This is a genomic window from Actinosynnema pretiosum, from assembly GCF_024171695.1.
In the GTDB taxonomy this organism is placed as follows: domain Bacteria; phylum Actinomycetota; class Actinomycetes; order Mycobacteriales; family Pseudonocardiaceae; genus Actinosynnema; species Actinosynnema pretiosum.
In genome coordinates this window covers 1-23,116 of the sequence record NZ_JAMTCF010000007.1, presented here as the reverse complement: position 1 = coordinate 23,116, position 23,116 = coordinate 1, and the positions used below count along the sequence as shown (strand labels likewise).

The 23,116-nt window shown below is 73.4% G+C and carries 23 protein-coding genes; 4 read left to right on the top strand and 19 right to left on the bottom strand.

The features are described from left to right. Window positions 1–173: 173 nt before the first annotated feature. From LV78_RS15485 to LV78_RS15435, 11 genes are all read right to left on the bottom strand, one after another. Window positions 174–275, bottom strand: a complete 102-nt coding sequence (locus LV78_RS15485) for a 30S ribosomal protein bS22 (protein ID WP_015105422.1) — start codon at window positions 273–275, stop codon at window positions 174–176. 167 nt (window positions 276–442) lie between these two features. Further along, window positions 443–697: a helix-turn-helix domain-containing protein gene (locus LV78_RS15480; protein WP_372494908.1), complete on the bottom strand. Its 255-nt coding sequence runs from the start codon at window positions 695–697 to the stop codon at window positions 443–445. A gap of 180 nt (window positions 698–877) precedes the next feature. Next, window positions 878–1,690 carry a pyrroline-5-carboxylate reductase gene (proC, locus tag LV78_RS15475; protein WP_253845982.1) on the bottom strand — a complete coding sequence of 271 codons (813 nt, stop codon included), beginning with the start codon at window positions 1,688–1,690 and terminating at the stop codon, window positions 878–880. A gap of 752 nt (window positions 1,691–2,442) precedes the next feature. Further along, window positions 2,443–3,264 carry a thioesterase family protein gene (locus tag LV78_RS15470; RefSeq protein ID WP_253845981.1) on the bottom strand — a complete coding sequence of 274 codons (822 nt, stop codon included), beginning with the start codon at window positions 3,262–3,264 and terminating at the stop codon, window positions 2,443–2,445. 38 nt (window positions 3,265–3,302) lie between these two features. After that, window positions 3,303–4,163: a proline dehydrogenase family protein gene (locus LV78_RS15465; RefSeq protein WP_253845980.1), complete on the bottom strand. Its 861-nt coding sequence runs from the start codon at window positions 4,161–4,163 to the stop codon at window positions 3,303–3,305. Window positions 4,164–4,173: 10 nt separating this feature from the next. Beyond that, on the bottom strand, window positions 4,174–4,992 hold the full coding sequence (locus LV78_RS15460; RefSeq protein WP_253845979.1) for a sugar phosphate isomerase/epimerase family protein: 819 nt from the start codon (window positions 4,990–4,992) through the stop codon (window positions 4,174–4,176). Beyond that, window positions 4,989–6,461, bottom strand: a complete 1,473-nt coding sequence (locus LV78_RS15455) for an Rv0497 family membrane protein (RefSeq protein ID WP_253845978.1) — start codon at window positions 6,459–6,461, stop codon at window positions 4,989–4,991. The genes LV78_RS15460 and LV78_RS15455 overlap by 4 nt, the downstream gene beginning before the upstream one ends. Beyond that, the gene (locus LV78_RS15450) at window positions 6,461–7,471 is read right to left on the bottom strand and encodes a Ppx/GppA family phosphatase (protein WP_253845977.1); all 1,011 of its coding nucleotides are present in this window, start codon (window positions 7,469–7,471) and stop codon (window positions 6,461–6,463) included. The genes LV78_RS15455 and LV78_RS15450 overlap by 1 nt, the downstream gene beginning before the upstream one ends. 27 nt (window positions 7,472–7,498) lie before the next feature. Further along, window positions 7,499–8,179 carry a response regulator gene (locus tag LV78_RS15445; protein ID WP_096497240.1) on the bottom strand — a complete coding sequence of 227 codons (681 nt, stop codon included), beginning with the start codon at window positions 8,177–8,179 and terminating at the stop codon, window positions 7,499–7,501. Then, window positions 8,176–9,360 (bottom strand): sensor histidine kinase, encoded by a 1,185-nt coding sequence (locus LV78_RS15440; RefSeq protein WP_253845976.1) that lies wholly within the window; start codon window positions 9,358–9,360, stop codon window positions 8,176–8,178. Before LV78_RS15440 ends, LV78_RS15445 begins: the two co-directional genes overlap by 4 nt. 108 nt (window positions 9,361–9,468) lie before the next feature. After that, entirely contained in the window at window positions 9,469–10,296 is an 828-nt protein-coding gene (locus LV78_RS15435; RefSeq protein ID WP_253845975.1) for an oxidoreductase, read from the bottom strand. Window positions 10,297–10,365: 69 nt separating this feature from the next. On the opposite strand from LV78_RS15435, the gene LV78_RS15430 reads away from it, so the two are divergent. Beyond that, complete coding sequence (locus tag LV78_RS15430; protein ID WP_253845974.1) at window positions 10,366–10,998, top strand: DNA-binding response regulator; 633 nt, start codon at window positions 10,366–10,368, stop codon at window positions 10,996–10,998. A gap of 97 nt (window positions 10,999–11,095) precedes the next feature. Here LV78_RS15430 and LV78_RS15425 read toward each other — a convergent pair whose 3' ends face one another. The 6 genes from LV78_RS15425 to LV78_RS15400 all read right to left on the bottom strand — a co-directional run bounded on the left by LV78_RS15425 (window position 11,096) and on the right by LV78_RS15400 (window position 18,363). Beyond that, window positions 11,096–11,842: a phosphoglyceromutase gene (locus LV78_RS15425; RefSeq protein ID WP_253845973.1), complete on the bottom strand. Its 747-nt coding sequence runs from the start codon at window positions 11,840–11,842 to the stop codon at window positions 11,096–11,098. Between the two features lie 290 nt (window positions 11,843–12,132). Beyond that, the gene (locus LV78_RS15420) at window positions 12,133–13,686 is read right to left on the bottom strand and encodes an AMP-binding protein (RefSeq protein ID WP_253845972.1); all 1,554 of its coding nucleotides are present in this window, start codon (window positions 13,684–13,686) and stop codon (window positions 12,133–12,135) included. A 406-nt stretch (window positions 13,687–14,092) separates the two neighbouring features. Beyond that, window positions 14,093–15,172 carry a DUF4349 domain-containing protein gene (locus LV78_RS15415; protein WP_253845971.1) on the bottom strand — a complete coding sequence of 360 codons (1,080 nt, stop codon included), beginning with the start codon at window positions 15,170–15,172 and terminating at the stop codon, window positions 14,093–14,095. A 67-nt stretch (window positions 15,173–15,239) separates the two neighbouring features. Continuing rightward, the gene (locus LV78_RS15410; RefSeq protein WP_253845970.1) at window positions 15,240–15,737 is read right to left on the bottom strand and encodes a type III secretion system chaperone family protein; all 498 of its coding nucleotides are present in this window, start codon (window positions 15,735–15,737) and stop codon (window positions 15,240–15,242) included. Then, a complete protein-coding gene (gene mshA / locus LV78_RS15405; protein ID WP_253845969.1) occupies window positions 15,734–16,987 on the bottom strand; it encodes a D-inositol-3-phosphate glycosyltransferase in 1,254 nt (417 codons plus the stop codon). The genes LV78_RS15410 and mshA overlap by 4 nt, the downstream gene beginning before the upstream one ends. A 230-nt stretch (window positions 16,988–17,217) precedes the next feature. Beyond that, on the bottom strand, window positions 17,218–18,363 hold the full coding sequence (locus tag LV78_RS15400) for a L,D-transpeptidase (RefSeq protein ID WP_253845968.1): 1,146 nt from the start codon (window positions 18,361–18,363) through the stop codon (window positions 17,218–17,220). 103 nt (window positions 18,364–18,466) lie between these two features. Here LV78_RS15400 and LV78_RS15395 point away from each other — a divergent pair, with 103 nt between their 5' ends. After that, window positions 18,467–19,198 (top strand): SDR family NAD(P)-dependent oxidoreductase, encoded by a 732-nt coding sequence (locus LV78_RS15395; RefSeq protein WP_253845967.1) that lies wholly within the window; start codon window positions 18,467–18,469, stop codon window positions 19,196–19,198. Here LV78_RS15395 and LV78_RS15390 read toward each other — a convergent pair. Both LV78_RS15390 and LV78_RS15385 read right to left on the bottom strand, forming a co-directional pair. Further along, window positions 19,152–20,147: a chymotrypsin family serine protease gene (locus tag LV78_RS15390; RefSeq protein WP_253845966.1), complete on the bottom strand. Its 996-nt coding sequence runs from the start codon at window positions 20,145–20,147 to the stop codon at window positions 19,152–19,154. The genes LV78_RS15395 and LV78_RS15390 overlap by 47 nt on opposite strands. Window positions 20,148–20,332: 185 nt before the next feature. Further along, the gene (locus LV78_RS15385) at window positions 20,333–21,454 is read right to left on the bottom strand and encodes a UDP-N-acetylmuramate dehydrogenase (protein WP_372494907.1); all 1,122 of its coding nucleotides are present in this window, start codon (window positions 21,452–21,454) and stop codon (window positions 20,333–20,335) included. Between LV78_RS15385 and LV78_RS15380 the strand changes: the two genes are divergently transcribed. Both LV78_RS15380 and LV78_RS15375 read left to right on the top strand, forming a co-directional pair. Beyond that, window positions 21,453–21,950, top strand: coding sequence for a DUF2505 domain-containing protein (locus LV78_RS15380; RefSeq protein WP_253845964.1), 498 nt, complete (start codon window positions 21,453–21,455; stop codon window positions 21,948–21,950). The two genes, LV78_RS15385 and LV78_RS15380, sit on opposite strands and share 2 nt — an antisense overlap. Window positions 21,951–21,970: 20 nt before the next feature. Further along, window positions 21,971–22,726 carry a class I SAM-dependent methyltransferase gene (locus LV78_RS15375; protein WP_253846269.1) on the top strand — a complete coding sequence of 252 codons (756 nt, stop codon included), beginning with the start codon at window positions 21,971–21,973 and terminating at the stop codon, window positions 22,724–22,726. Window positions 22,727–23,116: the final 390 nt, after the last annotated feature.

Below are 23,116 nucleotides of genomic sequence, written 5' to 3'. Positions count from 1 at the left end.
GGCCTGACGCGTCCGGAGCAGGGGCGGCGCGGGCGTTCGAGCCGGCGCGGGCGCACCCCGCACGCGGCGGGAGGAGGACCGGGCGACCGGTGCGGGTCACCCGTCCGGAGCAATACGACTCCGCCGGTCCCCGCGACTGGGCGGGGACCGGCGGAGTTGAGGACCCGCAGGGGTTACTTGCCGCGCTTGCGACGCTGGACGCGCGTCTTGCGGAGCAGCTTGCGGTGCTTCTTCTTCGACATGCGCTTGCGGCGCTTCTTGATGACCGAGCCCATGCGGGTTCCTTAGCTACTAGACGTCGAGGGACTCCACGCGCTGGTGGAGCACCCACGACGAGGGCGCGCCTACACCAGGCACGAACGGCCTACGAGTTTACCCGCTCGATGGCGAACGCCCGCACCCGGAGTCGCCGAACGGCCACATCCGGCCTCGGCGAACGCCCTCACCCGGCGTCGAAGTACGCGTTGCGCAAGTACTCGTCCACCGCCTTCTCGGGCACCCGGAACGACTTGCCGACCCGCACCGCGGCCAGCTCGCCGGAGTGCACCAGCCGGTACACAGTCATCTTCGAAACCCGCATCACCAGGGCCACCTCGGCGACCGTCAGGAACGTGACCTGCCCGATTCCAGTGCCGGTTCCAGTGCCGGTTCCGGTTCCGGGTCCCGTTCCGGTGCGCGTGTTGTCCTCCGCAGCCATGTCATCACCGCGTCCTTCGACACGCGTCGTGCCGTCGGCTTCCCCACCGGCGGTTCGACACGCACGTGTTCTCCCGAGGGTAACGGGAGTGGTGTGGCCACTGCGACGGCCAACGGCCGGATCGGGGGGTGGGGAGGTGGGGGTGGGAGTGGTGAGGGGGTGGCGGGAGGGCGGTGGGGGTCAGCGGTCCTCGGTGGCCTTGCCGAGTTCGACGGAGCGGTCGCGGGCGGCCTCGATGGCGGCCAGGAGGGCGGCTCGGACGCCGTGCTTCTCCAGTTCGCGGATGGCCATGATGGTGGTCCCGGCCGGGGAGGTGACGGCCTCGCGGAGGATCACCGGGTGCTGGCCGCCCTCGTCGAGCATGGTCGCGGCGCCCACGGCGGACTGGATGATCAGCCTGCCCGCCAGGTCGCGGGGGATGCCGAGCAGGATTCCTGCGTCGATCATGGCTTCCACCAGGTAGAAGAAGTAGGCGGGGCCGGAGCCGGAGAGGGCGGTCACGGCGTCCTGCTGGGACTCGGGGACGCGGGCCACCTCGCCGACGGTGCTGAGGAGGTCCTCGACGAGGGCGAGGTGGTCCTCGGTGGCGTGCGCGCCGGGGGAGATGGCGCTCATGGCCTTGCCGACGAGCATGGGGGTGTTCGGCATGACCCGGACCACCGGGGTTCCGGCGGGGAGGCGGGACTCGTAGAGCGAGGTCGGCAGGCCCGCGCAGAGGGAGACGATGAGGGTGTCGGGCTTGAGGGAGGGGGCCAGGTCGGTCAGGAGCGGGTCGATGTCCTGGGGTTTGACGGCGACGACCAGGACGTCGGCGCGGGCGGCGGCGTCCGGGACGCTGACGGCCTCCACGCCGTAGCGGGCGGAGAGCTCCGCGCCCCGGCCGGGGTGCTTCTCGGTGAAGAGGAGGGAGGCGGCGTCCCGGCCACCGTTCAGCAGGCCGGAGAGCAGGGCCTCACCGATCTTGCCCGCGCCCAGCACAGCGATCGTCGTCATGGGGCAAGACTCCCACGGGGGTGAAAAGCTGAAGGGCATCGCCTCGCCGGCGGGGCAGACCTCCAAAAAAGAGGGGACACGAGCTCTGCCGGCCGGTGGCGGTTTCGGGGGTGGTGCGGTTTACCCCTGCGGTGGGCGGGGTCCCTCTTCTCCGTGTGGCCTCCTTTCAGGCAAGCACAGGCGTCAAGACGCCGTTTGACTCGGGCGGTCTTCCGGGCGGTGCGGCGGCGTCTTGACACCTGCGCTCGGGCTTCGCCAGGCCACACGGAGAAGAGGGACGCGGGATTGGGCGGCTGCGGGCTCGCTTCGCTCGCCCCGCAGCCCGCGAGGCGGTCGCGTCAGCAGCGCCGGATTGTGCCCGTCCCCCGGCTGGTCCATCCCCCGGCTTGGCCCGTGTGCGACCGGGCTTGGCCCGCACGTGTCCCCCGGCCTGGCTTGCGCGTGTCCCCGTCTCAGCTCACGCGCGTCCCCCCGATTTAGCCCCGCCTATCCCGTCTCAGCTCGCGCCCTTCCCCCGACTTGGCCCGCACGTGTCCCCCGTTTTGCTCACTTGTCGCTTTTCGTCGCTGGTCAGCGGCTTGCTGCCAACTGTTGACAGTCAACAGTTGGCAGTTTGGTGCGTGCTCGGTGGCCATCGTGCGCTGTGGCTGGCTGTGGCTGGCTGCCGGGCACGGCTGCGGGCGTCCCTCCGGCCGGTCCGTCTCCTCCGAGGCCCGGTCAGGCCGGGAGCGGGTCAGGCTGGGGGTGTGGGGTCAGGCCGGAGGTGGGGTCAGGGCCAGCTTGCGGGACTGGAGGACCAGTTTGCCGGTCGCGTCCACGACCACGACGTCCTCGTCGTACCACTGGCCGTGCACGGCTCGGCAGGTCACCTGGAGGCGCAGCCAGCCGCCCGGTGCGGGGGTCGCGCGGACCAGGGCGGTCAGTTGCACGGCCGGGGACCAGCCTCGCCTGCCCAGGTTGACGGTCACCGGGACCGGGACGTCTGCGGTCACCAGGGTGAAGTACGGGTCGGCCTGCTCGCCGTGGGGGCGGGCCCACATGCGGAGCAGGAGCGGGCCTGCGGTTCGGCCGCGCAGGAAGCCCGCGCTGACCGGGTCCAGGCGCAGGTCGCAGGCGCTCGCCAGGCGCAGGCCGCCCTCTGCGGCCAGGGCCGACACGTCCACGGCGTCCGGCGGGGGCGCGGCGGCCAGGTCCGGCAGGTCGGCGTACTCGACCGACGTGGGCAGCGCGCCCACGGTCACGGCGGCCTCCACGCAGGTCTGGCCGCGCTGCTCCAGCGCGCAGGTGACCACCGCGGCGGCGCGGCCCGCCCTGCGGACCGAGGTGCGGATCAGGACCGGGCCCACCTCGGCGGCGCGCAGGAACTGGGCCGAGACCGCCAGGGGGGCGGGGCCCGGCGGTGGGGGCTGGGTTCCTGGTGCGGGGGCGCCTGCGGCGTGGGCGGCGGCGCGGGCCAGGACGGCCAGCAGGAAGCCGCCGTGCGGGGACTGGCCGGTTGTCCACTCCGCGGGCAGGGCCGCGGTGTAGGTGCCGTCGCCCAGCGGGCGGACGGCGCTGGCCTGGGAGAACTGCACGGTGCTCCTCGCTGGGGTGGGCGCGGGGCCTCTGGGGCTCACGCGCGGCCGACCAGGCCGCGCAGCAGGAGCGCGACGTCGGCTGGGCGCTCGACCAGCCGGTCAAGGCGGTCGGGCCAGGCGGGGCCGTACGGGGCGCGCACGCGCACCACGTCGCCCGCCGCCGCCAGCCGGTCGCGCTCCGCCGTGCGCACGCCCAGCGGCAGTTGCAGCTCGTACTCGCCGGGGTCCCGGCCGAACCAGCGGGCGCGCTCGCCCGCGATCTCCAGCAGCCTCGGGTCGTGCGTGGCGAAGACCGGGTTGCCGTCCGCCTCCAGCAGGAGGTTGAGGCAGCGGACGTAGGCCAGGTCAGCGGCGTGCGGGTCGGTGCGGGCCACCGAGCCGGGCTCGCGCGGGCCGCCCCGGTCCAGGCGGACCCGGCTGCCCGCGAGCGCCGCGCAGTCGTCCTCGGTGCGCAGCAGCGCGGCCCGCAGGGCGACGGCGGTGCCCGGCCACTCGCGGCGGACCTCGCCGAGCACGCGCAGGAGGGCGTCGACGTCCACGTGGTCGTCGGCCTCCAGGGTGACGGTGGTGCCGCACTGGGCCGCCGCGGCGGCGAGCCGGGAGGCGTTGTCCAGGGCGAGGCGCTCGTCCACGAGCAGTCCGACGGCGGAGAGCGGCACGGTCACGTCGGTGTCGCAGGCCAGGCCGGTGGCGTGCAGCAGGTCGAGCAGCTCGAGGTCGGCCTGGACGGCGGACTCGGCGGACTCCCGGTCGGCCGAGGGGCCCGCGCAGTGCTCCAGGGTCACCCGGAAGCCCAGGTCGACCAGGGTGGTGGCGGTGGCGACGGCGTCGGAGCCGGTCTGACCGGCCGCGAACCTGCGCGCGGCGGACGGGAGCAGCGCGCGGGGCGGTTTCACGATCAAGAGGTTAGCGCCACTCCAGGTGCAGGCGCGCGAAGAGGAGCGCCTCGTTCAGCATCTCGGTGCGCTCGGCGGTGCTGCGGGCCTTGCGGGTGTTCACCTCCAGCACCACCTGCCCGGTGAACCCGCCCCTGGCCAGGCCCTCGCACAGCTGCGCGCACGGCTGGTTGCCCCGGCCGGGCACCATGTGCTCGTCCTTGGACGCCCCGCTGCCGTCCGCCAGGTGCACGTGGGTGAGCCCGTCACCCATCCGCTTGGCCAGCTCCAGCGCGTCCATCTGCGCGGCGGCCGTGTGGGACAGGTCGAGCGTGTAGTGCCGGTGGCCGACGTCGGTCGGGTCGATCGAGGGCTTGAACGCCGTCATCGCCACCGACCGGCCCCGGCCGAGGCCGCTGCGCACCGGGAACATGTTCTCCACGGCGATCGCGATGCCGCTCTGGTCCTCCAGCTCGGCGACCAGCGCCGGGAACACCTCGGCGTAGCGGCGCTGCCAGATGAACGGCGGGTGCAGCACCACGGTCGGCGCGCCCAGCTCGGCCGCCGCGCGCACGCTGCGCCGCAGCCGCTCCACCGGGTCGGACGACCAGACCCGCTGGCTGATCAGCAGGCACGGGGCGTGCACGGCCAGCACGGGGACGCCGCTGCGCTCGACCAGCCTGCCGAGCGCGGCCACGTCCTGGCTGACCGGGTCGGCCCACACCATGACCTCGACGCCGTCGTAGCCCAGCTCGGCCGCCGACTCGAAGGCCGAGGCGGCGGGCTGGGGCCACACCGAGGCGGTGGAGAGCCCGACCGGGATCTTCCGGACCGGGACCTCCCCGCTCAAGACTTCACCAGCAGCATCGCCGCGGGCGACACGGTGACGATCAGGCCGACCAGGACCGCGAGGATCGTGGTGCCCAGGTCGTCGGCGCGGCGGATGCGGCGCACCAGCAGCACCAGGCCGACCGTGACGGCCAGCGCGACGACCAGCGCGGCGGGCGCGAGGGTGCGCCACAGGAAGCTGAAGCCGAGCCACAGCGCCGCGCCGCCGACCACGCCGACGGCGAGCTGGCCGATCATGACCAGCCACTCCTTGGCGGGCGAGCGCGGGGTCTCGTCCTCGTCCAGCTCGTCCACGTCGGACAGGCCCGCGGGGCCGTCGGACGCGGCCTTGCGGGCCTTGTCCTTCTTGCCCCTCTTCCGCTCGGGCTCGTCCTCCGGCTCGGCGAGGGCCTCGTCCTCGTCCACGAACTCGTGGAACTCGGTGCCCTGCTGGACCTGCGCGTCCCGGTCGCCCTGCGGGGGCTTGGGGGCGCCGGGCGGGGTGTCCGAGTCGAGCGCGTCGCCGAACCAGTCCTCGGAGGTCTGGTCGGGCAGCGGCTCGGGCATCCGCGTCGGCGCGGGCGGCACGATCAGCACCGACTCGGTCGGCATCGACTCCAGCGGCACGTTCGGGACGAGCTGGTCCGGCACCCTCGGCAGGATCTCGGTGACCGCCTCGCGCGGCGGCGCGCCCGGTCGCCCCGGAGCGGGGGGCCTGACCGCCGGGTTGAGCCGGTCGACGGGCCGCTCGGGCACGTCGACGCCGTGCATGTCCAGCTGGGTCGCCTCGGCCGACGCGGCGGGCGCGCCGCCGAGCCGGTCGGCGACGGGGCGCTCCAGCGCGGTGCGCTCGGCCACCCGCTGCGCCTCGGCCTGCGCCTGCTTGCGGGCGCGCCGGGACGCGGGCATGGGGGGCGGCGGCGGGGGCTCGTCGTCGACGATCGGGGGGACCACGCGGGTCTCCTCGGCCGGGTCGACGGCGGGACCGCGCCGCACCGGCGGCGGCGGAGCCACCGGGGGCGGCGGCGGTGGGGGGGCCACCGGCGGCGCGACCGGCGGCTGGTAGCTGGTGCGCTCGTCGTACCCGCCGCGCTCGTCGTAACCGGCCCGGTCGTCGTACCCGGCGCGCTCGTCGTAGCCGCCGCGCGGGTCGTCCTGGTAGCCGCGCTCCTCCTGGTAGGGGGCGTGCTCCTCGACCGGGGGCGGCTGCGGCTGGCGCCTCGGCGGTCGCTGCGGCAGCCCAGGGGTCGGGCGCTGCGGCGCGGGCGGCGGGGTCTCCTGGACCTCCTCCTCGCGCACCGGCGCCATGCGACCGCTGTCCGTGGAGACGCGGTCGATTATCGCCTGCGGCCCCGTCGTCTCCGAGGCGTCTTCCTCCGCGCGGCGGCGCCTCCTCCGGGGCTTGGCGTCGTCTCCCGCCTTGCCGCCGTACTGGGCCAGCAGCTCCGCGACCGTGCGCGTGGTCTGCTCCGACTCGCTCTCTCGACTCATCAACTCCACCGTGCCCCGTGGCGGCCAGTCCGTCCAGTCTCACCCGACCGCTTGGTGGGCGCCTCGGAGGTGTCCTGCTCCGGACCACCAGTCTGGTCCAGTCGGCGCAGGATGACACCCTCCCTCAGCGCCCACGGGCAGATCTCCAGCTCACCGAGTGAAAGGGCCCGCATAGCGGCCTCGGCCACCAGCGCACCCGCCACGAGCTGGTGCGCTCGCGACGGGCTCACCCCCTCCAGCTCGGCGAGGTCGTGCGACGACATCCGCGAGATGAACGCGACGAGCTGCCGCAGGCCCGCGGCGGTCAGCACGCGGCGCGCGCGCGGACCGGCCGACGACGGCGCGGCCCCGGTGAGGCGCGCCAGCGTGCGGAACGTCTTCGAGGTGGCGACGGCCCGGTCGGGCCGCCCGCCCGCCAGCAGCTCCGCCGCGACCGGGGCCAGCTGCCCGTCCAGCCACTCGGCGGTCTCGTGGATCTCGGTCCTGCCCGGCGGGTCCTTGCGGAACCGGGTGCGGGTCAGCCTGCCCGCGCCCAGCGGGACGGACAGGGCCGTCTCGGGCTCCTCGTCCATCCCCGCCGCCAGCTCCAGCGACCCGCCGCCGATGTCGAGGCACAGCAGTCGGCCCGCCGACCAGCCGTACCAGCGGCGGACCGCCAGGAAGGTGCACCGCGCCTCGTCCTGGCCCGAGAGGACCTCGAGCTCGACGCCGGTCTCCTCGCGCACCCGCTCCAGCACGGCGGCGGAGTTGCCCGCCTCACGCACGGCGGAGGTGGCGAACGCCATCAGCTCGGCGCAGCCGAGCCGCTCCGCCGAGGCCTTGGCCGCCGCGACGGCGCGGACCAGGTGGTCCGCGCCCGCTCGGCTGAGGTCGCCCCGCCCGTCGAGCTGCTCTGCCAGCCGGAGAACGGACTTCTCGGACCGGGCAGGCGTTGGGTGGGCACCACGATGCGCGTCCACCACCAACAGGTGGACCGTGTTGGAACCGACGTCAAGCACCCCGAGGCGCACGCGGAGCACCGTACCCGGTCGGGTGGATCAGGACTCGAACTTGTAGCCCAGACCTCGCACGGTAACCAGGTGACGGGGTGCGGCCGGGTCGGGCTCGACCTTGGACCTGAGCCGCTTGACGTGCACGTCCAGCGTCTTCGTATCACCGACGTAGTCCGCGCCCCACACCCGGTCGATGAGCTGACCGCGCGTGAGCACCCGGCCCACGTTGCGCAGGAGGTACTCCAGCAGGTCGAACTCCTTGAGGGGCAGCGCGACTTCTTCACCGTTGACAGTCACGACGTGCCGCTCGACGTCCATCCGGACCGGCCCCGCCTCCAGGACCTGCGGCAACAGCTCCTCGGACTCGCCGCCCCGGCGCAGCACGGCGCGGATGCGGGCGATCAGCTCGCGCGCGGAGTAGGGCTTGGTGACGTAGTCGTCGGCGCCCAGCTCGAGCCCGACCACCTTGTCGATCTCGCTGTCCCTGGCCGTGACCATGATCACCGGGACGGCCGAGCGCTGCCGCAGCTGCTTGCAGACGTCGGTGCCGCTCATGCCGGGGAGCATCAGGTCGAGCAGGACGATGTCGGCGCCGTTGCGGTCGAACTCCTCCAGCGCCTCGGGGCCGGTGGCGGCCAGCGCGGCGGTGAAGCCCTCCTTGCGGAGCAGGAAGGCGAGCGGATCGGCGAAGGACTCCTCGTCCTCCACGATGAGCACCCTGGTCACAGCTCTCCTCCGTGGTTGCCCGCGCCGGTGGTGGCGCGCGCGGCCGGTTCCCGGTCGGGAACGTCGTTCTGGGCCGTGCGGTCGGCCGGGACGCGCAGCGTGAAGGTCGAGCCGGTGCCGGGGCGGCTCCACAGCTTCACCTCGCCGCCGTGGTTGTTGGCCACGTGCTTCACGATGGCCAGCCCGAGGCCGGTGCCGCCGGTGGCGCGCGAGCGCGCCCGGTCGACCCGGTAGAAGCGCTCGAACACGCGGGTCTGCTGGTCCTCGGCGATGCCGATGCCCCGGTCGGTGACGGCGATCTCGACGCAGCCGTCGACGAGCCTGCGGCTGACCGAGACGGGGCTGCCCGGCGGGGAGTACGCGATGGCGTTCTCCAGCAGGTTGCTCAGCGCGGTCACCAGGAGGGTGCGGTCGCCCTCGACGGACAGGCCGCTCGCGTCGTCGGTGCCGACCTTGATGCCCGCGGACTCGGCGGACAGCCGGGTGCGGCTGAGCGCCTCGGAGACGACCACGTCCACGTCCACGTCGCTCAGCTCGGGCAGCTTCTCGGCGCCCTGCAGCCGGGAGAGGGCGATCAGCTCGGTGACCAGGGCGCCCAGCCGGGTGGCCTCCTGCATGATCTTCGCGCTGAACCGGCGGACCTCCTCCCGGTCGTCCGCGGCGTCGAGCACGGCCTCGGCGAGCAGCGCGAGCGCGCCCACCGGGGTCTTGAGCTCGTGGCTGACGTTCGCGACGAAGTCCCGGCGGGTGGCCTCCAGGCGGACCGACTCGGACTCGTCGGAGGCGTCCACGACGACGAACTCGTCGGTCAGGACCATGACCCTGGCGTGCACGGCCTCCGGCTGGCGCCCCCTGACCTCCAGGGGCGACAGGTCCACGGCGACGGGCTCACCCGTGGCGCGGGTGCGCTCGGCGGCGGTCCGCGCCCGGTCGTCGACGCGGTTGTTGCGCACCACGCCGAGGTCCTCGGCCCGCTGGTTGTGCAGCACCACGTCGCCGAAGCCGTTGAGCACGACGATGCCGTCGTGCGAGGAGCGGACGACCATCGCCATGAGGTCCGCCACGGTTAGCCCGGAGGGGCGGCTGTCCTTCCCGCGCGCCGAAGCACGTCCGAGGAAGAACGCCGCACCACCGATCAGCAGAACGCCGATCGCCAGGGCGAAGTAACCCGCTGCGCTCACACCCGCATCGTAAGCAGCCCTACAGGGGTTCGGCCTAGTGCGCGTGCGCGGTTCGTGATGCCCACGACACCGTTCAGGGTCCAAGTTCGCCCGTGCGATAGCCCTAGTTCACCCAGTCGTGTCCAAGTCGGCCATGTCCTGTTCGGACAGCCGCAACTGGCCGGCCGCCGTGTTCTCCTCCAGGTGACGCACGGACGACGTGCCGGGGATCAGCAGCACGTTCGGCGCGCGGTGCAGCAGCCAGGCGAGGGCGACCTGCCGGTCGGTCGCGCCGTGGCGCTCCGCGACCGCCGCCAGAGCCTCGTGCTGGAGCGGGGAGAAGCCTCCGAGGGGGAAGAACGGGACGTACGCGATGCCCTCGGCGGTGGTGTGGTCGAGCAGGGCGTCGTCCTCGCGCTGAGCGATGTTGTACATGTTCTGCACGCACACCACGGGCGCGATCGAGCGGGCCTGGTCCAGCTGGGACCGGGTGGCGTTGCTGACGCCGAGCTCGCCGATGAGGCCCTGCTCGCGCAGCTCGGCGAGCACGGTGAACTCGCGCTCGACGTCGCGGTCCTCGGGGCCGTGCGGGCCGCCGACGCGCAGGTTCACCACGTCGATCCGGTCGACGCCGAGGGTGCGCAGGTTGCTGTGCACGGCCTCGCGGAGCTGGTCGGAGCCGTGCGCGGGCACCCAGTCCTTGGCCTCGTTGCGCACGTAGCCGACCTTGGTGACCAGCACCAGGTGCTCCGGGTACGGGTGCAGGGCCTTCCTGATCAGCTCGTTGACCACGTGCGGGCCGTAGAAGTCGCTGGTGTCGACGTGGTCGATCCCCAGTTCCACGGCGCGGCGGAGCACGGCGACGGCGGCGTCGGGGTCGGCGGGCGGCCCGTAGACGCCGGGGCCCGCGAGCTGCATGGCCCCGTAGCCGACCCGGTTGAGCTTGAGCATGTCCATGGCCGGAAAGCCTGCCTCCCGGTGGCGGCGGCTGTCATCCGGTGGCAGCTTCCTGCCATCCTCGGTGGGGTGAGCGGTATCGCGGTGGTGCACGGCGAGGCGGAGCTGTACGACCGGACGGCGCACCTGTTCGCGTCGGCGGAGACCATGTCGTGCGCGGCGAACGAGCTGGTCACGTGGGTGGCGGCGCACCGGGGCGGGGTGATGTCGCGGCAGCGGCCGAAGACCGGCGTGCGCAAGCTGTTCCGGCTGGGCGCGCTGCTCGACCCGGCGTGGGCCGGGCACGTCGAGGCGGTGCTGTCGGCGGGCGCGCGGGTGCGGCTGTCCCGGCACGAGGTGAACGAGACGATCCTGCTGGACGACCGGGTGGCGATCCTGGCCGGTGACCGGTCGCGGGGGCCGCGCGGGTACACGGTGGTCAGCGAGCCGCAGCTGCTGAGCGGGATCAGGTCGCTGTTCGAGGCGGCCTGGGAGTCCGGTGAGGAGCTGTCCGAGCACGCGGGGGCGATGGCGGAGCTGCGGGCGGTCGCGCCGGGGGTGGCGGACGCGCTGAACCGGGGGTGGACGGACGACGCGGCGGCGCGGGAGCTGGGGATGTCGGTGCGCACCTACCGGCGGCGGGTGGCGGACCTGATGGCGGCGCTGGGGGCGTCGTCGCGGTTCCAGGCCGGGGTGCGGGCCCGCGAGCTGGGGTTGTTGTGACCGGTGGCGGGCGCGGGTGCGGCTCCGGATGTGGAGCAGCCCCGGTTCAGCGCTGATATCAGCGCTGAACCGGGGCTGGACCAGCTCGTGTCGGGGGTCAGCGCCCCTGGTTGGCGACGGCCTTGATGGCGTCGGCCGCGGCGTCCGGGTCGAGGTAGGTGCCGCCGGGGTTGGTCGGCTTCAGGTCCTCGTCCAGGTCGTAGCGCAGCGGGATGCCCGTGGGGATGTTCAGGCCCGCGATGGCCTCGTCGGAGACGCCGTCGAGGTGCTTGACGAGGGCGCGCAGCGAGTTGCCGTGGGCGGCGACCAGGACGGTCTTGCCCGCGCGCAGGTCGGGCACGATCTCGGTCTCCCAGTACGGGATCATCCGCTTCACGACGTCGAGCAGGCACTCGGTCGGCGGCAGGTCGGGACCGAGGTCCGCGTAGCGCGGGTCGGCGTCCTGGCTGAACTCGGTGCCGGGCGTGATGGGCGGCGGCGGGGTGTCGTAGGAGCGGCGCCAGAGCATGAACTGCTCCTCGCCGAACTCCTCCAGCGTCTGCTTCTTGTTCTTGCCCTGCAGCGCGCCGTAGTGCCGCTCGTTCAGGCGCCAGTCCCGGCGCACCGGGATCCAGTGCCGGTCGGCGGCGTCGAGCGCGAGGTTCGCCGTGGCGATCGCGCGGCGCAGCAGCGAGGTGTGCACCACCTCGGGCAGGAGACCGGCGTCGCGCAGCAGGGTGCCCCCGCGCTTCGCCTCCTGAACGCCCTTCTCCGACAGGGCGACGTCCACCCAGCCGGTGAACAGGTTCTCCGCGTTCCAGACGCTCTCGCCGTGGCGGAGCAGCACCAGGGTTCCGACAGCCATGGCGCCAGCCTGCCAGATGGGTGACGGGCGCGCGCCGGGGCGGGTCTGAACCGATCGAGGAGGCGTGGGGCCGGTGGCGCGCGGTGGCGGAGCGCGGCCGTCCGGGCGCGGAACGCAGGCGCCGCAGGGGAAATCGGGCGAGCGGGGGCGCACGCGCGGTCGCGGTCGGGACTGCCGGGCGAGCGCCGGAGGGGGCCGCGCCGACCGTCCCGACCGGACGGACCCGTTCGGGAGAGCTAAGTCACACGGGAGGTGCGGGGCCGCTCGCGACGCGCGGCCCCGCGCCGCCGTCACGCCCGCTCGCGCGCCCGCAGGTCCTTGCGCAGGATCTTCCCGGACGCCGACTTCGGCACCGCGTCGATGAACTCCACCGCCCGCACCTTCTTGTGCGGCGCGACGCGCTCGGCCACGTAGGACACCACCCCGGCCTCGTCCAGGTCCGCGCCCGGCTGGCGCACCACGAACGCCTTCGGGATCTCCTCGCCGTCCGCGTCGCGCGCGCCGACGACCGCCGCGTCCGCGATGGCCGGGTGGGTCAGCAGCAGGGCCTCCAGCTCGGCGGGCGGCACCTGGTAGCCCTTGTACTTGATCAGCTCCTTGACCCGGTCGACGATCCAGAAGTTCCCGGCCTCGTCGACCTCCGCCACGTCGCCGGTGTGCAGCCAGCCGTCCTCGTCGAGGGTGGCCGCGGTCGCGTCCGGGTTGTTCAGGTAGCCCTTCATCACGTTCGGGCCCCGGCACAGCAGCTCGCCGCGCCCGGTGGTGTCCTCGCCGGTGGCCGGGTCGACCAGCCTGCACTCCAGGTTCGCCACCGGCGGCCCGACGGAACCGACGGGCACGTCCACCGCCCCGGCCGGGATGGCGTGGCTGACCGGGCTCATCTCCGTCATGCCGTAGCCCTGCATCACCCGGCAGCCCAGCCTGCGCGCCACCGACTCGGCCAGCTCGGCGTCCAGCGGGGCCGCGCCGGAGAACAGGGCGTCCAGGGCGGACAGGTCGTACCGGTCCACCAGCGGGTGCTTGGCCAGCGCCACCGCGATCGGCGGCGCGATGTAGACCCGGTCGGTGCGGTGCTCGGCGATGACCCGCAGGAACTCCGGCAGGTCGAACCTCGCCATCGTCACGACCCGCGCGCCGACCGCGAGGGACATGTTCATCAGCACGTTCATCCCGTAGATGTGGAAGAACGGCAGCACCGCGAGCACGCGGGTGTCCGGCCCGACGCCGAGCCCGATCTCGCACTGGACGATGTTGGCGACCAGGTTCCGGTGGGTGAGCATGACGCCCTTGGCCCGGCCGGTGGTGCCCGACGAGTACGGCAGCACGGCCAGGTCGTCGGGACCGGCCAGGTCCTCGGGCGCCGGGTCCGCGCACGCCAGCAGGTCGGCCGCGCTCTCGTGCCCCTCGGCCCCGTCGAGCACGACGACGTCGGCGACCCCGGCCCGCGCCGCGGCGGCGATCGACTGCGGCAGCAGCGGGGAGACGGTGAGCAGCAGCTTCGCGCCCGCGTCGGTGAGCTGGTGGGCGATCTCGTCGGCCGTGTAGAGCGCGTTGACCGTGGTGACGGCGGCCCCGGCGCGCAGCACGCCGTGGAACGCGGTGGCGTAGGCGGGGGTGTTCGGGCTGATCAGGCCCACGACGTCGCCCCGTCCGACGCCGCGCGCGGCGAGCCCCGCGGCGAACCGCTCGATCGAGGCGGCGAGCGCGGCGTAGCTGGTCTCGGCGCCGGACGCGCCGTCCACCAGCGCGACGCGGTCGGCGCGGTCGCCCAGGTCCTCGAACAGGAAGCGGTGCAGCGGGAGGTCCGGGACCACGACGTCGGGGTGCGGACTGCGGAAGACCATGGGCGGTGCCTCATTCGCTCGGTGGCGTCGACCGCCATCGTGATCCAAGCCACACGACCGGGTCAAGACACGGGGAGTAGCGATCAAGCCGTTACTTACCTCGGCTAATAACACTCGAATGGAGTAAAGGAAAGCCTTGTAATGATCGCCGCCGATCTGCCAAGTTGGCAGGGCTCAAGCGGGTCGGCTCCCACGCACTCCAACGACCCGCCTGAGACACCCCGCGGTGCGCACTCCCCCCGTCGAACCGCGGGCCCGCTCGGACTGATCGGACTCCCCCCAGTCCTCGTCCGCACGCAGCGGGATCGACGCGGGGCGGCTTGAGATACTGACTCCCCCTCACCTCCAAGCCGCCCCGCGCTCCCCGTCGATCACTCACCCGCAGTAGCGGCGATCCGGTGAATGCTCACTCTTTCGGTCGTACCGCGCCCTGTTCGGCCGCCGGTTCTTCCCGATCTTCGGGAAGAGCGGTCCCACCAGGCCCGGAACCGGCTTCGGGATCACCCCCGGCCGCGCCGCCAGCCGCACCGCCGACCGCACCGCCCGCCACCCCGCCGCCGAGCGCCCGCCCGGACCCGCGCCCGGCCCGCCGACGCCGCCGCAGGACCACCAGCGCGGTCACCGGGATCGCGAGCACGACCAGGAACGGCAGCGAGGCCCCCAGCGCGGCCAGCACGAACGCCAGCGCCACGACCAGCGCGTCCCAACCCCCGCGCAGCGCGTCCAGGAACCCCGGCGGCCCGTCCGGGGCGGCCTTCCCCGCCTCCGCCCGCACCACCACGGTCACCGTGGACAGCGCGACGCGCCCCTTCAACGACTCCAGCCGCCCCTGCAGCGACTCCAGGTCGGCCTGCCGCCGGGTCAGCTCGCCCTCGATCTGCGCGATCTCGGCGGTGGTGGCCGCCCGGTCCAGCAGCGCCCTGACCCGCTCCACGGACGCCCGCTGGGTGGCCAACCGCGCCTGGACGTCCACGACCTGCTCGGTGACGTCCTCGGTGCGCACCTCGCGCCGCTCCACCGAGACCCCGTCCAGCCCGCCCAGCGCCCCCAGGAAGTCCTCGAACCGCTCCCCAGGCACCCGGACCACCGCCGTGCCCCTGCTGCCGCTGGAGCTCTCGCTGGCGACGAACCCGCCGCGCTCCTCGGCGGCGGCCCCCACCCGCGCCACCACGCCGTCGACGTCGCCGGACACCAGGTCCACGTCGGCCGTGCGCACCAGGTCCCGCCCGGACAGCACCTCCCCCGGCTGCTCGGGCTGTCCGGGGACCTGCTGCCCGCTCCCGGCCGAGTCCTGCCGGGCCGGGTCCTGCCGGGCCGGGTCCCGCTGGGCCGGGTCCTGCCGGGCCGGGTCCCGCTGGGGCGCGATCCCCCGCGCGCCGCCCTCGTCCGGCGCCACCATCGCGGGCGCCGTCGACGGCGTCCCGCCCCCGGAGCACCCGACCAGCAGACCCAGCGCCACCACGCCCACCACCACGACACGTCTCACCGCGACCCCTCCCTCGAACGCTGCCGGTGGGACGGTGCGGGGTGGGCCCGGCGTTGCCGCTAGCGGATCACGAGTCGGACACGAGGTGCCGGAACGCGCTCAGGTTGGCCAGCGGCTCGCCCCGCGAGACCCGCCACGCCCACTCCCGCCGGATCGCCGAGGCGAACCCGAGCTCCAGCAGCGGGTTGAAGTCGCCGTCCGCCGCCTCCAGCACCTGCCCGAGCACCCGGTCCAGCTCGTCCGGCGTCACCGCGTGCCGCCCGATCCGCCCGACCAGGTAGACGTCGCCCTCGCCGTCGAGCGTGTAGTGCACCCCGTACAGCCGGGCGTTGCGCCGCAGCAGGAACCGGTAGACCTCCTCGAAGGACTCGTCGGGCCTGCGGCACACGAACGCCTCGACCAGCACCGCGTGCCGCCCCACGACCAGCCAGCAGTTGGTGCGCAGCTTCTTCGTCCCCGGCAGCTCCACGAAGAACCGCCCCGGCTCGGGGCTCTCGTGGGCGAGACCCCGGTCGTCCAGTGCGGACCTGATGACCGCGTCCAGCTCGGCATCGGTCGGGCTCACGCGTAGACCTCCTCCCGGAACACGTCACGCGCCTGCTCGTACGCCGCGAGCAGCGATTCGGTCGTGCGGTCCCAGGAGAACCCTCGCGCATGGCCGACCGCGTTGCCCGCCAGCTCCGCCCGCAGCCCCGGCGCGAGCACGAGCCGGGACAGCGCGTCCGCCCAGTCCGGGGTGCGGTGCCCGGCCACCAGCAGCCCGGTCACCCCGTCGCGCACGGCCACCGGCAGCCCGCCGACGGCGGCGGCCACCACGGGCGTCCCGCACGCCTGGGCCTCCAGCGCCACCAGCCCGAACGACTCGTTGTGGCTGGGCACGGCGACCGCGTCGGCCGCCCGGTACACCTGGGCGAGCGAGCCACCGCCCTGCGGCGGCAGGAACCGCACCACGTCGGCCACGCCGAGCGCGCGCGCCAGCCCGACCAGCTCGTCGGGGGTCCGCATCCCGGACCCGGACGGCCCGCCGACGACCAGCACCACGAGCCGCGACCGCAGTCCGGGGTCGCGCTCCAGCAGGGCGGCGGTGGCGCGCACGAGCACGTCCGGCGCCTTCAGCGGCTGGATGCGCCCGACGAACGCGAGCACGAGCGCGTCGGGCGGCAGGCCCAGCGAGCGCCTGGCCTCGCCCCGGTCGCCGGGGGTGAACCGGTCGAGATCCACGCCGGGCGGCACGACCAGCACCTTGGCCGGGTCGGCCGCGTACAGCCCGGTGAGCTGGTCGGCCTCCACGTCGGTGTTGGCGATCAGCCGGTCGGCCTCGGCGACGACCTGCTCCTCGCCGATGACCCGCATCCTCGGCTCGGGCGCGTCGGACTCGGCCAGCGCCAGGTTCTTCACCTTGGCCAGGGTGTGCGCGGTGTGCACCAGCGGCACGCCCCAGCGCTCCCGCGCCAGCCAGCCGACCTGCCCGGACAGCCAGTAGTGCGAGTGGACGACGTCGTAGTGGCCCGGCTCGTGGCGGGCCTCGGCGCGCAGCACGCCCGCGGTGAACGCGCACAGCTGGCCCGGCAGCTCCTCCTTCTCCAGCCCGGAGAACGGCCCGGCGACCACGTGCCGCACCTTCACGCCCGGCGCCAGCTCCGCGACCGGGGGCAGCTCGGACGAGGTGGCCCTGGTGAAGATCTCCACCTCGACGCCGCGCCTGGCCATCGCGGTGGCGGTCTGCACCACGTAGACGTTCATGCCGCCCGCGTCGCCGGTCCCCGGCTGCTCCAGCGGCGACGTGTGCACCGACAGCACCGCGACCCGCTTCACCGGACCACCTCCGCGACGGACGCGACCGGGTTCGCTGCTGGCTCCCGACCGAGGACAGATGTCTCCACGGCCATGACCAACGTCTTGAAGGACTCTCAACTTCCCGGTTCGTGCGCACCGTCACAGGTGCGCCCCGAAAACCCGGAGGGCCCCGCTCGCGGGTGCGAGCGGGGCCCTCCTCGGAAGGTCTCGTGCGGTCGGCTCAGCCGGTCGGCCTCACCGGGCCTGGATCACAGGGCCGACATGGTCTGCCACTGCGACCACGGGATCTGCCAGTCGTACCAGTCGAACTGCGGGGGCAGCGTGTGGCTGGCCCCGGTGACCTCCACCGGGTCGCCGACCAGCGCCGAGTCGTAGTAGTCCTTGGCGTCGGCCTCGGACAGGTTCGCGCAGCCGTGCGAGGTGTTGTTCTTGCCGATGTTGGCCAGGTTGTCGTTGTTCTCGTGGATGAACTCGCCGTGGTTCGAGAACCGCACGGCCCACTTCTTCAGCACGTTGGTGTAGCCGTAGCGCGGGTTGTCGAAGCTGAACTGCGGGTCCTTCTGCATGACCACGAACGTGCCGTTCGGCGTGTTCAGGTCAGGCTCGTCGTCCTTGCCGAACGACGCCGGGTAGCTCTTCACGGTCTGCCCGTCGCGCTGCACCACGAGCTGGTGCGACGGGGTGTCGATCTTCACGACCTGGTTGCGGCCGATGGTGAAGTCGCTGGTCACGTCGGCCCGCCCGTACGCGCCGCCGCCGTAGGCCACGCCGTACAGCTTCGCCTCGACGCGGATCTTCGTGTTCGCGGGCCAGTAGTTCTCCGGCCGGTAGTGCACCTCGCGGGCGTTCAGCCAGGCCCAGCCGCCCTGCACGTTCGCGCTGTTGGTGACGGTCAGCGCCTTCTCGACGGTCGCCTTGTCCTGCACGTCCACGTCGAACTCGACCTTGATCGGCACCGCGACGCCCATGACCTGGTCGTCACCGGGGAACAGCGTGGCGCGGACCTGGCTGGCCGGGGTGAGCGTGGTGAACGAGCCCTTCAGCTCGACCGGCTTGCCGTCCGACCCGGTGGCCTTCCCCGAGTAGCTGTACTGCTTGCCGAAGCCCAGCGGCTCGGTGCTGGCCCAGCTCCTCTTGTCCTCGGCGAGCGCGCCCTGGACCGCCTGGCCCTCCGGGTTGGTCACGGCGACCTGGTCGATCGCCCCGTCCTGCACCTCGACCTTGACCGGCGAGTTCACCGGCACGTCCTTCGTCCCGTCGGCGGGGTTCGCGGTGAGCTTCGCGACCGGCGGGTTGTCCCCACCGACCGGCGACGGGCTCCCCTGCTCCACGTTCGACGAGCACCCGACCAGCAGCGCGCCGCCCACGAGCAGCGCGGCCAACTTCTTTCGCACGTTTCCGACCTCCCACCGACAAGGACGTCCCAGCACCCCGGCAAGTGCAGGTGACCTGCGCCACAGACCGGGCCCCACCCGAGGATCGACCTAGGATCGCGGTGTGAACCGTCCTACCGCAGTAGTCACCGGAGCCAGCGCGGGAATCGGCGAAGCCACCGCGCGCAGGCTGGCCGCCGAGGGCTTCCACGTCGTGCTCGGCGCTCGCCGCCTGGAACTGATCCAGAATATCGCGGCTCAGGTGAACGGCACGGCGATCGAGCTCGACGTGACCGACGCCGCGTCCGTCGCGGCCCTGGTCGAGGCCGTGCCCGAGGTCCGCGTCCTGGTCAACAACGCGGGCGGCGCCCGCGGTCTGAGCAGCGTCGCCGAGGCCGACGAGGAGCAGTGGCGCTGGATGTGGGAGACCAACGTGCTCGGCACGCTCCGGGTCACCAAGGCGCTGCTGCCCAAGCTGATCGCCTCCGGCGACGGGCACGTCGTCACGGTGACCTCGATCGCCGCGTTCGAGGCCTACGACAACGGCTCCGGCTACACCTCGGCCAAGCACGCCCAGTCCGCGATGCACCGCACGCTGCGCGGCGAGCTGCTGGGCGAGCCGGTCCGGGTCACCGAGGTCCTGCCGGGCATGGTCGAGACCGACTTCTCGGTCAACCGGTTCGACGGGGACGCCGAGCGCGCCGCCGCCGTCTACCGGGGCCTGACCCCGCTGACCGCCGACGACGTCGCCGACACCATCGCGTTCGCGGTGACCAGGCCCTCGCACGTCAACCTGGACACCATCGTGCTCAAGCCCCGCGCCCAAGCGTCCGCGAGCCGAGCCCACCGGGTGTGAGCAGGTAGACGTCGAGCTGGTCCAGCACCGGCCCGACCGGGTTGGCGAACGACCGGTGCGGGCTGCCCGCGCAGTAGAGCCCGACCACGTGGTTCTCCTCGTCGAGCAGCACCGCGCCGGAGTCGCCGTGGTCGCCGAACCCCGGCGTCTCCACCCGGATCTGGTCGTGCAGGGTCCGCACGCCGATGCCCGCGCCGTAGTCGAGCCGGATGACCGCGTCGGTGGACGCGACCACCCCGGCGGTGATCCCGGTGGTGCGCCCGCGCTTGCGCACCGGTGAGCCGACGCGGGCGTCCGCCGCGCCGAGCACCGGGCCGAGGCCGACCACCTCGGGCGAGGTGTGCCTGGCGTGCAGCAGCAGCGCCGCCGCGTCGACCCGGCTGGACAGGGCGGCGCGGGCGAGCGTGGCGATCCGGTCGCGCACCGGGTGGCCCCCGTCCACCCTGGACGGGTGCACCATCGGGTCGCCGACCTCCCACGCGTCGTCCACGCAGGCCACGTGGAACGCGGTCAGCGCCATGGGCCGGTGGGTTCCCCTCGCCCGCACCAGCGCGCCGAGGGTGCCCGCGACGAGGTAGTCGTCCGCCCTGGGCACGTCGGGCGGCACGAACCGCACCGAGCGGCTGGGCCCGACGCCGATGCCGCCGAGCACGCGGCCGTGCCGCTCGGCCCCGCTCCCGCCCTGCGGCGAGGCCAGCGTGTGGTGCGGCGCGAACGTGTCCTGCACGACGTCCGTGGGGACGCCGAGCACGTCGGGCGGGATGGTGTGGCGTCCCGCGGCGCCCTTCTCGCGGACGTAGACGACGATCGCCAGCCGCCCAGTCGGCTCGCCGCCGACGACCTTCTCCCCGATGTCCACACCGACCACACCGGGCCTGCGCAGGAAGTCGTCCTCGACCAGCCTCTTGAGCGGCCTGACCGCCGCCCTCCCGTAGTCCGGATGGTCCATGACGACCTCCGTGTAACGCTCCTACCACCATGAAACGCGCTGGGTGAGGATTCGTCACACGGAGTCACCCATTCGGCCTTCACCACGTGGAGGCGAGCGGAACCCCTTGCCGGGCAACGGTTCCACCCCCGGCAACCACCAGGCGTACCCCCGGTCACCCGAGGTCAACCCGCGCGTCGCCGGGGTTAGAGCGAACAGCCCACCATGACCGGTTCCGGGTGCAGCTCCACGCCGAACGCGCCGCGCACCCCGTCCCTGACCTCCCTGGCGAGGTCGAGCAGGTCCTCGGTGGCCGCGCCGCCCCGGTTGGTCAGGGCCAGGGTGTGCTTGGTGGACAGCGCGACCCGCCCGCCGGGACCCCGGTGGCCCTTGGTGAAGCCGGCGCGCTCGATCAGCCAGGCGGCGGACAGCTTGCGGTGGCCGGGGGTGGCCGGGTAGGTCGGCACGGGCACCTCGTCGCCGAGCCGCTCGGCGATGCGGATCAGCACCCCGCCGAGGGTGGTCTCGTCGAGCAGCGGGTTGGTGAAGAACGAGCCCGCGCTCCACGTGTCGTGGTCGGCGGCGTCGAGCACCATGCCCTTGCCCCTGCGCAGCTCCAGCACCGCCTTGCGGGCGGCGTCGGCGGGCACCCGGTCGCCCTGCTCGACGCCGAGGACGCGGGCCAGCTCGCCGTAGCGGATCGGGGCGGACTGGCCGCCGGAGGTGAGCGCGAACCGGGCCCGCAGCACGACGGCGCGGTCGGTTCCCTTCAGGACGGAGGTCCGGTAGGCCAGGCCCAGCGCCTCGGCGGGCACCTGGTTGACCCGGCCGGTGGCCCGGTCCAGCAGGTCGACCGAGGTCAGCACCTGCGACACCTCGACGCCGTACGCGCCGACGTTCTGCACCGGGGTCGCGCCGACCTGGCCGGGGATGCCGGACAGGCACTCCAGCCCGCCGAGGCCCTGCGAGACGGCGTCGGCGACGACCGAGTCCCAGTCCTCGCCCGCTTCCACGGTGAACTGGACGAGCCCGTCGCCGAGCGGGTCGACGCGGCGACCGGCGGTGCCCACCTGGATCGCGGTGCCCGCGAAACCGGCGTCCGCGACGACCAGGTTCGATCCCCCGCCGAGCAGGAGCACGGGGTCGCCGGTAGCGTCCGCGGCGCGGACGGCGTCGACGAGCTCGGCGGCGGTGGTGGCGCGCAGGAAACGCGCGGGCGGGCCACCGAGCCGCAGTGTGGTGCACTCGGCGAGCGGCACGCGACCGCGCTCCTGGGCACTGGACGACAGCGGGGTGGTCACAGGGGTAAACGGTAGCCTCCGCGACATGGCACGCCGCATCGAGCACCTGACCGAGACGACTTGGCCCGCCGCCGACGTGTACGCGGCGCTGGTCGACGAGTCGTACCTGCGCGCCCGCCTGGAGGTGCTCGGCGGCTCGGGAGGCGCCCTGCTCAGCCACGCGGTGACCGCCACCGGCGTCGCCTACGAGCTCCGCCAGGGCGTCAGCTCGGCCGACCTGCCGCCCATCGCGAGCAAGGTCCTGGGCGGTGACCTGGTCATCAAGCGCGCCGAGTCGTGGACCGAGGCGGGCCGCACCTGCACGTCCAGGGTGGACATCGCCGGGGTCCCCGGAGAGCTGGACGGCACCATGACGGTGGCCGACAAGCCCGGTGGCGGGTCCACGATCACCCTCACCGGACAGGTGAAGGTGAAGATCCCGCTGGTGGGCGGGAAGGTCGAGGAGATGGTCGTCGAGCAGGTCGCGAAGCTGCTCGACAAGGAGACGGAGTTCACGTCCCAGTGGCTCGCGCGCCGAGGCTAGCCGCAGGCCGCGCGCGGGCGATGGGCCTGCCCACGCGCGGCACCACCAACCCGAACCGCCTGCGCCGGGTGGACAGGTGGGTCGTGTCGGCCCACCGCGACCTGCTCACCGGGGCGCCGCTGGTGGTGGACCTGGGGTACGGGTCGACGCCGATCACCACCGTGGAGATGGCCGCGAGGCTGCGCGCGGTGTGCCCGGACGTCCGGGTGCTGGGCCTGGAGCTGGACGCCGAGCGCGTGGAAGCGGGCAAGGCCGTGGCGGACCCGCCGGGGCTGGACTTCCGGCGGGGCGGTTTCGAGCTGGCGGGCGCGAGGCCGGTGCTGCTGCGTGCGTTCAACGTGCTGCGGCAGTACACGGAGGAGCAGGCGGTCGAGGCGTGGGGAACCATGCTGGGAAGGCTCGCGCCGGGCGGGGTGCTCGTGGAGGGCACCTGCGACGAGGTGGGCAGGCGCTGCACGTGGGTGTCGCTGACCGCGGAAGGGCCGCAGACGTTCACCTTGTCGTGCCTGCCTGCGGACCTGGACACGCCGGGGGATCTGGCGGAACGGTTGCCGAAGGCGCTGATCCACCGCAACGTGCCGGGCGAACGGGTCCACGCCCTGCTGGCGGAACTGGACGCCTGCTGGGCGACGGCGGCCCCGTTCGCACCGTTCGGGCCCAGGGCCCGGTGGGTGGAGTCGGTGCGACTGCTGTCGACGAGGTGGCCGGTGCTGGACGACCGGAAGCGGTGGCGCTTGGGTGAGGTCACCGTGCCCTGGGAGTCGGTGCGACCCTAGGGTTTTGGGCTTTCGCTTTTCGCTTTTGCTTGCGCTTTTTCTTTCGCTTTTGCTCGTGGTTTTTCAACCGTCACCGCGCAGCGGGCTGTGGAGCGAGCGCAGCGAGCCCACAGCACTGCTCCCGCGTCCCTCGTCTCCGTTTGGCCTGGCGAAGCCTAAGCGCGCTTGTCAAGATGCCGCCGCATTGTTCGGAAGACCACCCGAGCCGTACGGCGTCTTGACAAGTGAGGTGATCTCAGTGAGGTCTGTGCTGGTCAGGTCCCGCGGGCATGGCACAGGGAGCCTTCCGGTAGGACTGGATTTGCGAAGACCCCGTCCAGGAAAGACTCCCTGTGATCCCCCATCCTGCCATCCTCGACGTCCCCCACGCACTGGCCAGGCACCTGGCCC

Coding starts and splice junctions, on each gene's coding strand:
- LV78_RS15390 (WP_253845966.1), bottom strand. CDS start 20,147: ATGGACCATCCGGACTACGGGAGGGCGGCGGTCAGGCCGCTCAAGAGG.
- LV78_RS15455 (WP_253845978.1), bottom strand. CDS start 6,461: ATGAGTCGAGAGAGCGAGTCGGAGCAGACCACGCGCACGGTCGCGGAG.
- LV78_RS15485 (WP_015105422.1), bottom strand. CDS start 275: ATGGGCTCGGTCATCAAGAAGCGCCGCAAGCGCATGTCGAAGAAGAAG.
- proC (WP_253845982.1), bottom strand. CDS start 1,690: ATGACGACGATCGCTGTGCTGGGCGCGGGCAAGATCGGTGAGGCCCTG.
- LV78_RS15480 (WP_372494908.1), bottom strand. CDS start 697: ATGGCTGCGGAGGACAACACGCGCACCGGAACGGGACCCGGAACCGGA.
- LV78_RS15420 (WP_253845972.1), bottom strand. CDS start 13,686: ATGGTCTTCCGCAGTCCGCACCCCGACGTCGTGGTCCCGGACCTCCCG.
- LV78_RS15380 (WP_253845964.1), top strand. CDS start 21,453: ATGGCACGCCGCATCGAGCACCTGACCGAGACGACTTGGCCCGCCGCC.
- LV78_RS15435 (WP_253845975.1), bottom strand. CDS start 10,296: ATGGACATGCTCAAGCTCAACCGGGTCGGCTACGGGGCCATGCAGCTC.
- LV78_RS15385 (WP_372494907.1), bottom strand. CDS start 21,454: ATGTCGCGGAGGCTACCGTTTACCCCTGTGACCACCCCGCTGTCGTCC.
- LV78_RS15425 (WP_253845973.1), bottom strand. CDS start 11,842: ATGGCTGTCGGAACCCTGGTGCTGCTCCGCCACGGCGAGAGCGTCTGG.
- LV78_RS15375 (WP_253846269.1), top strand. CDS start 21,971: ATGGGCCTGCCCACGCGCGGCACCACCAACCCGAACCGCCTGCGCCGG.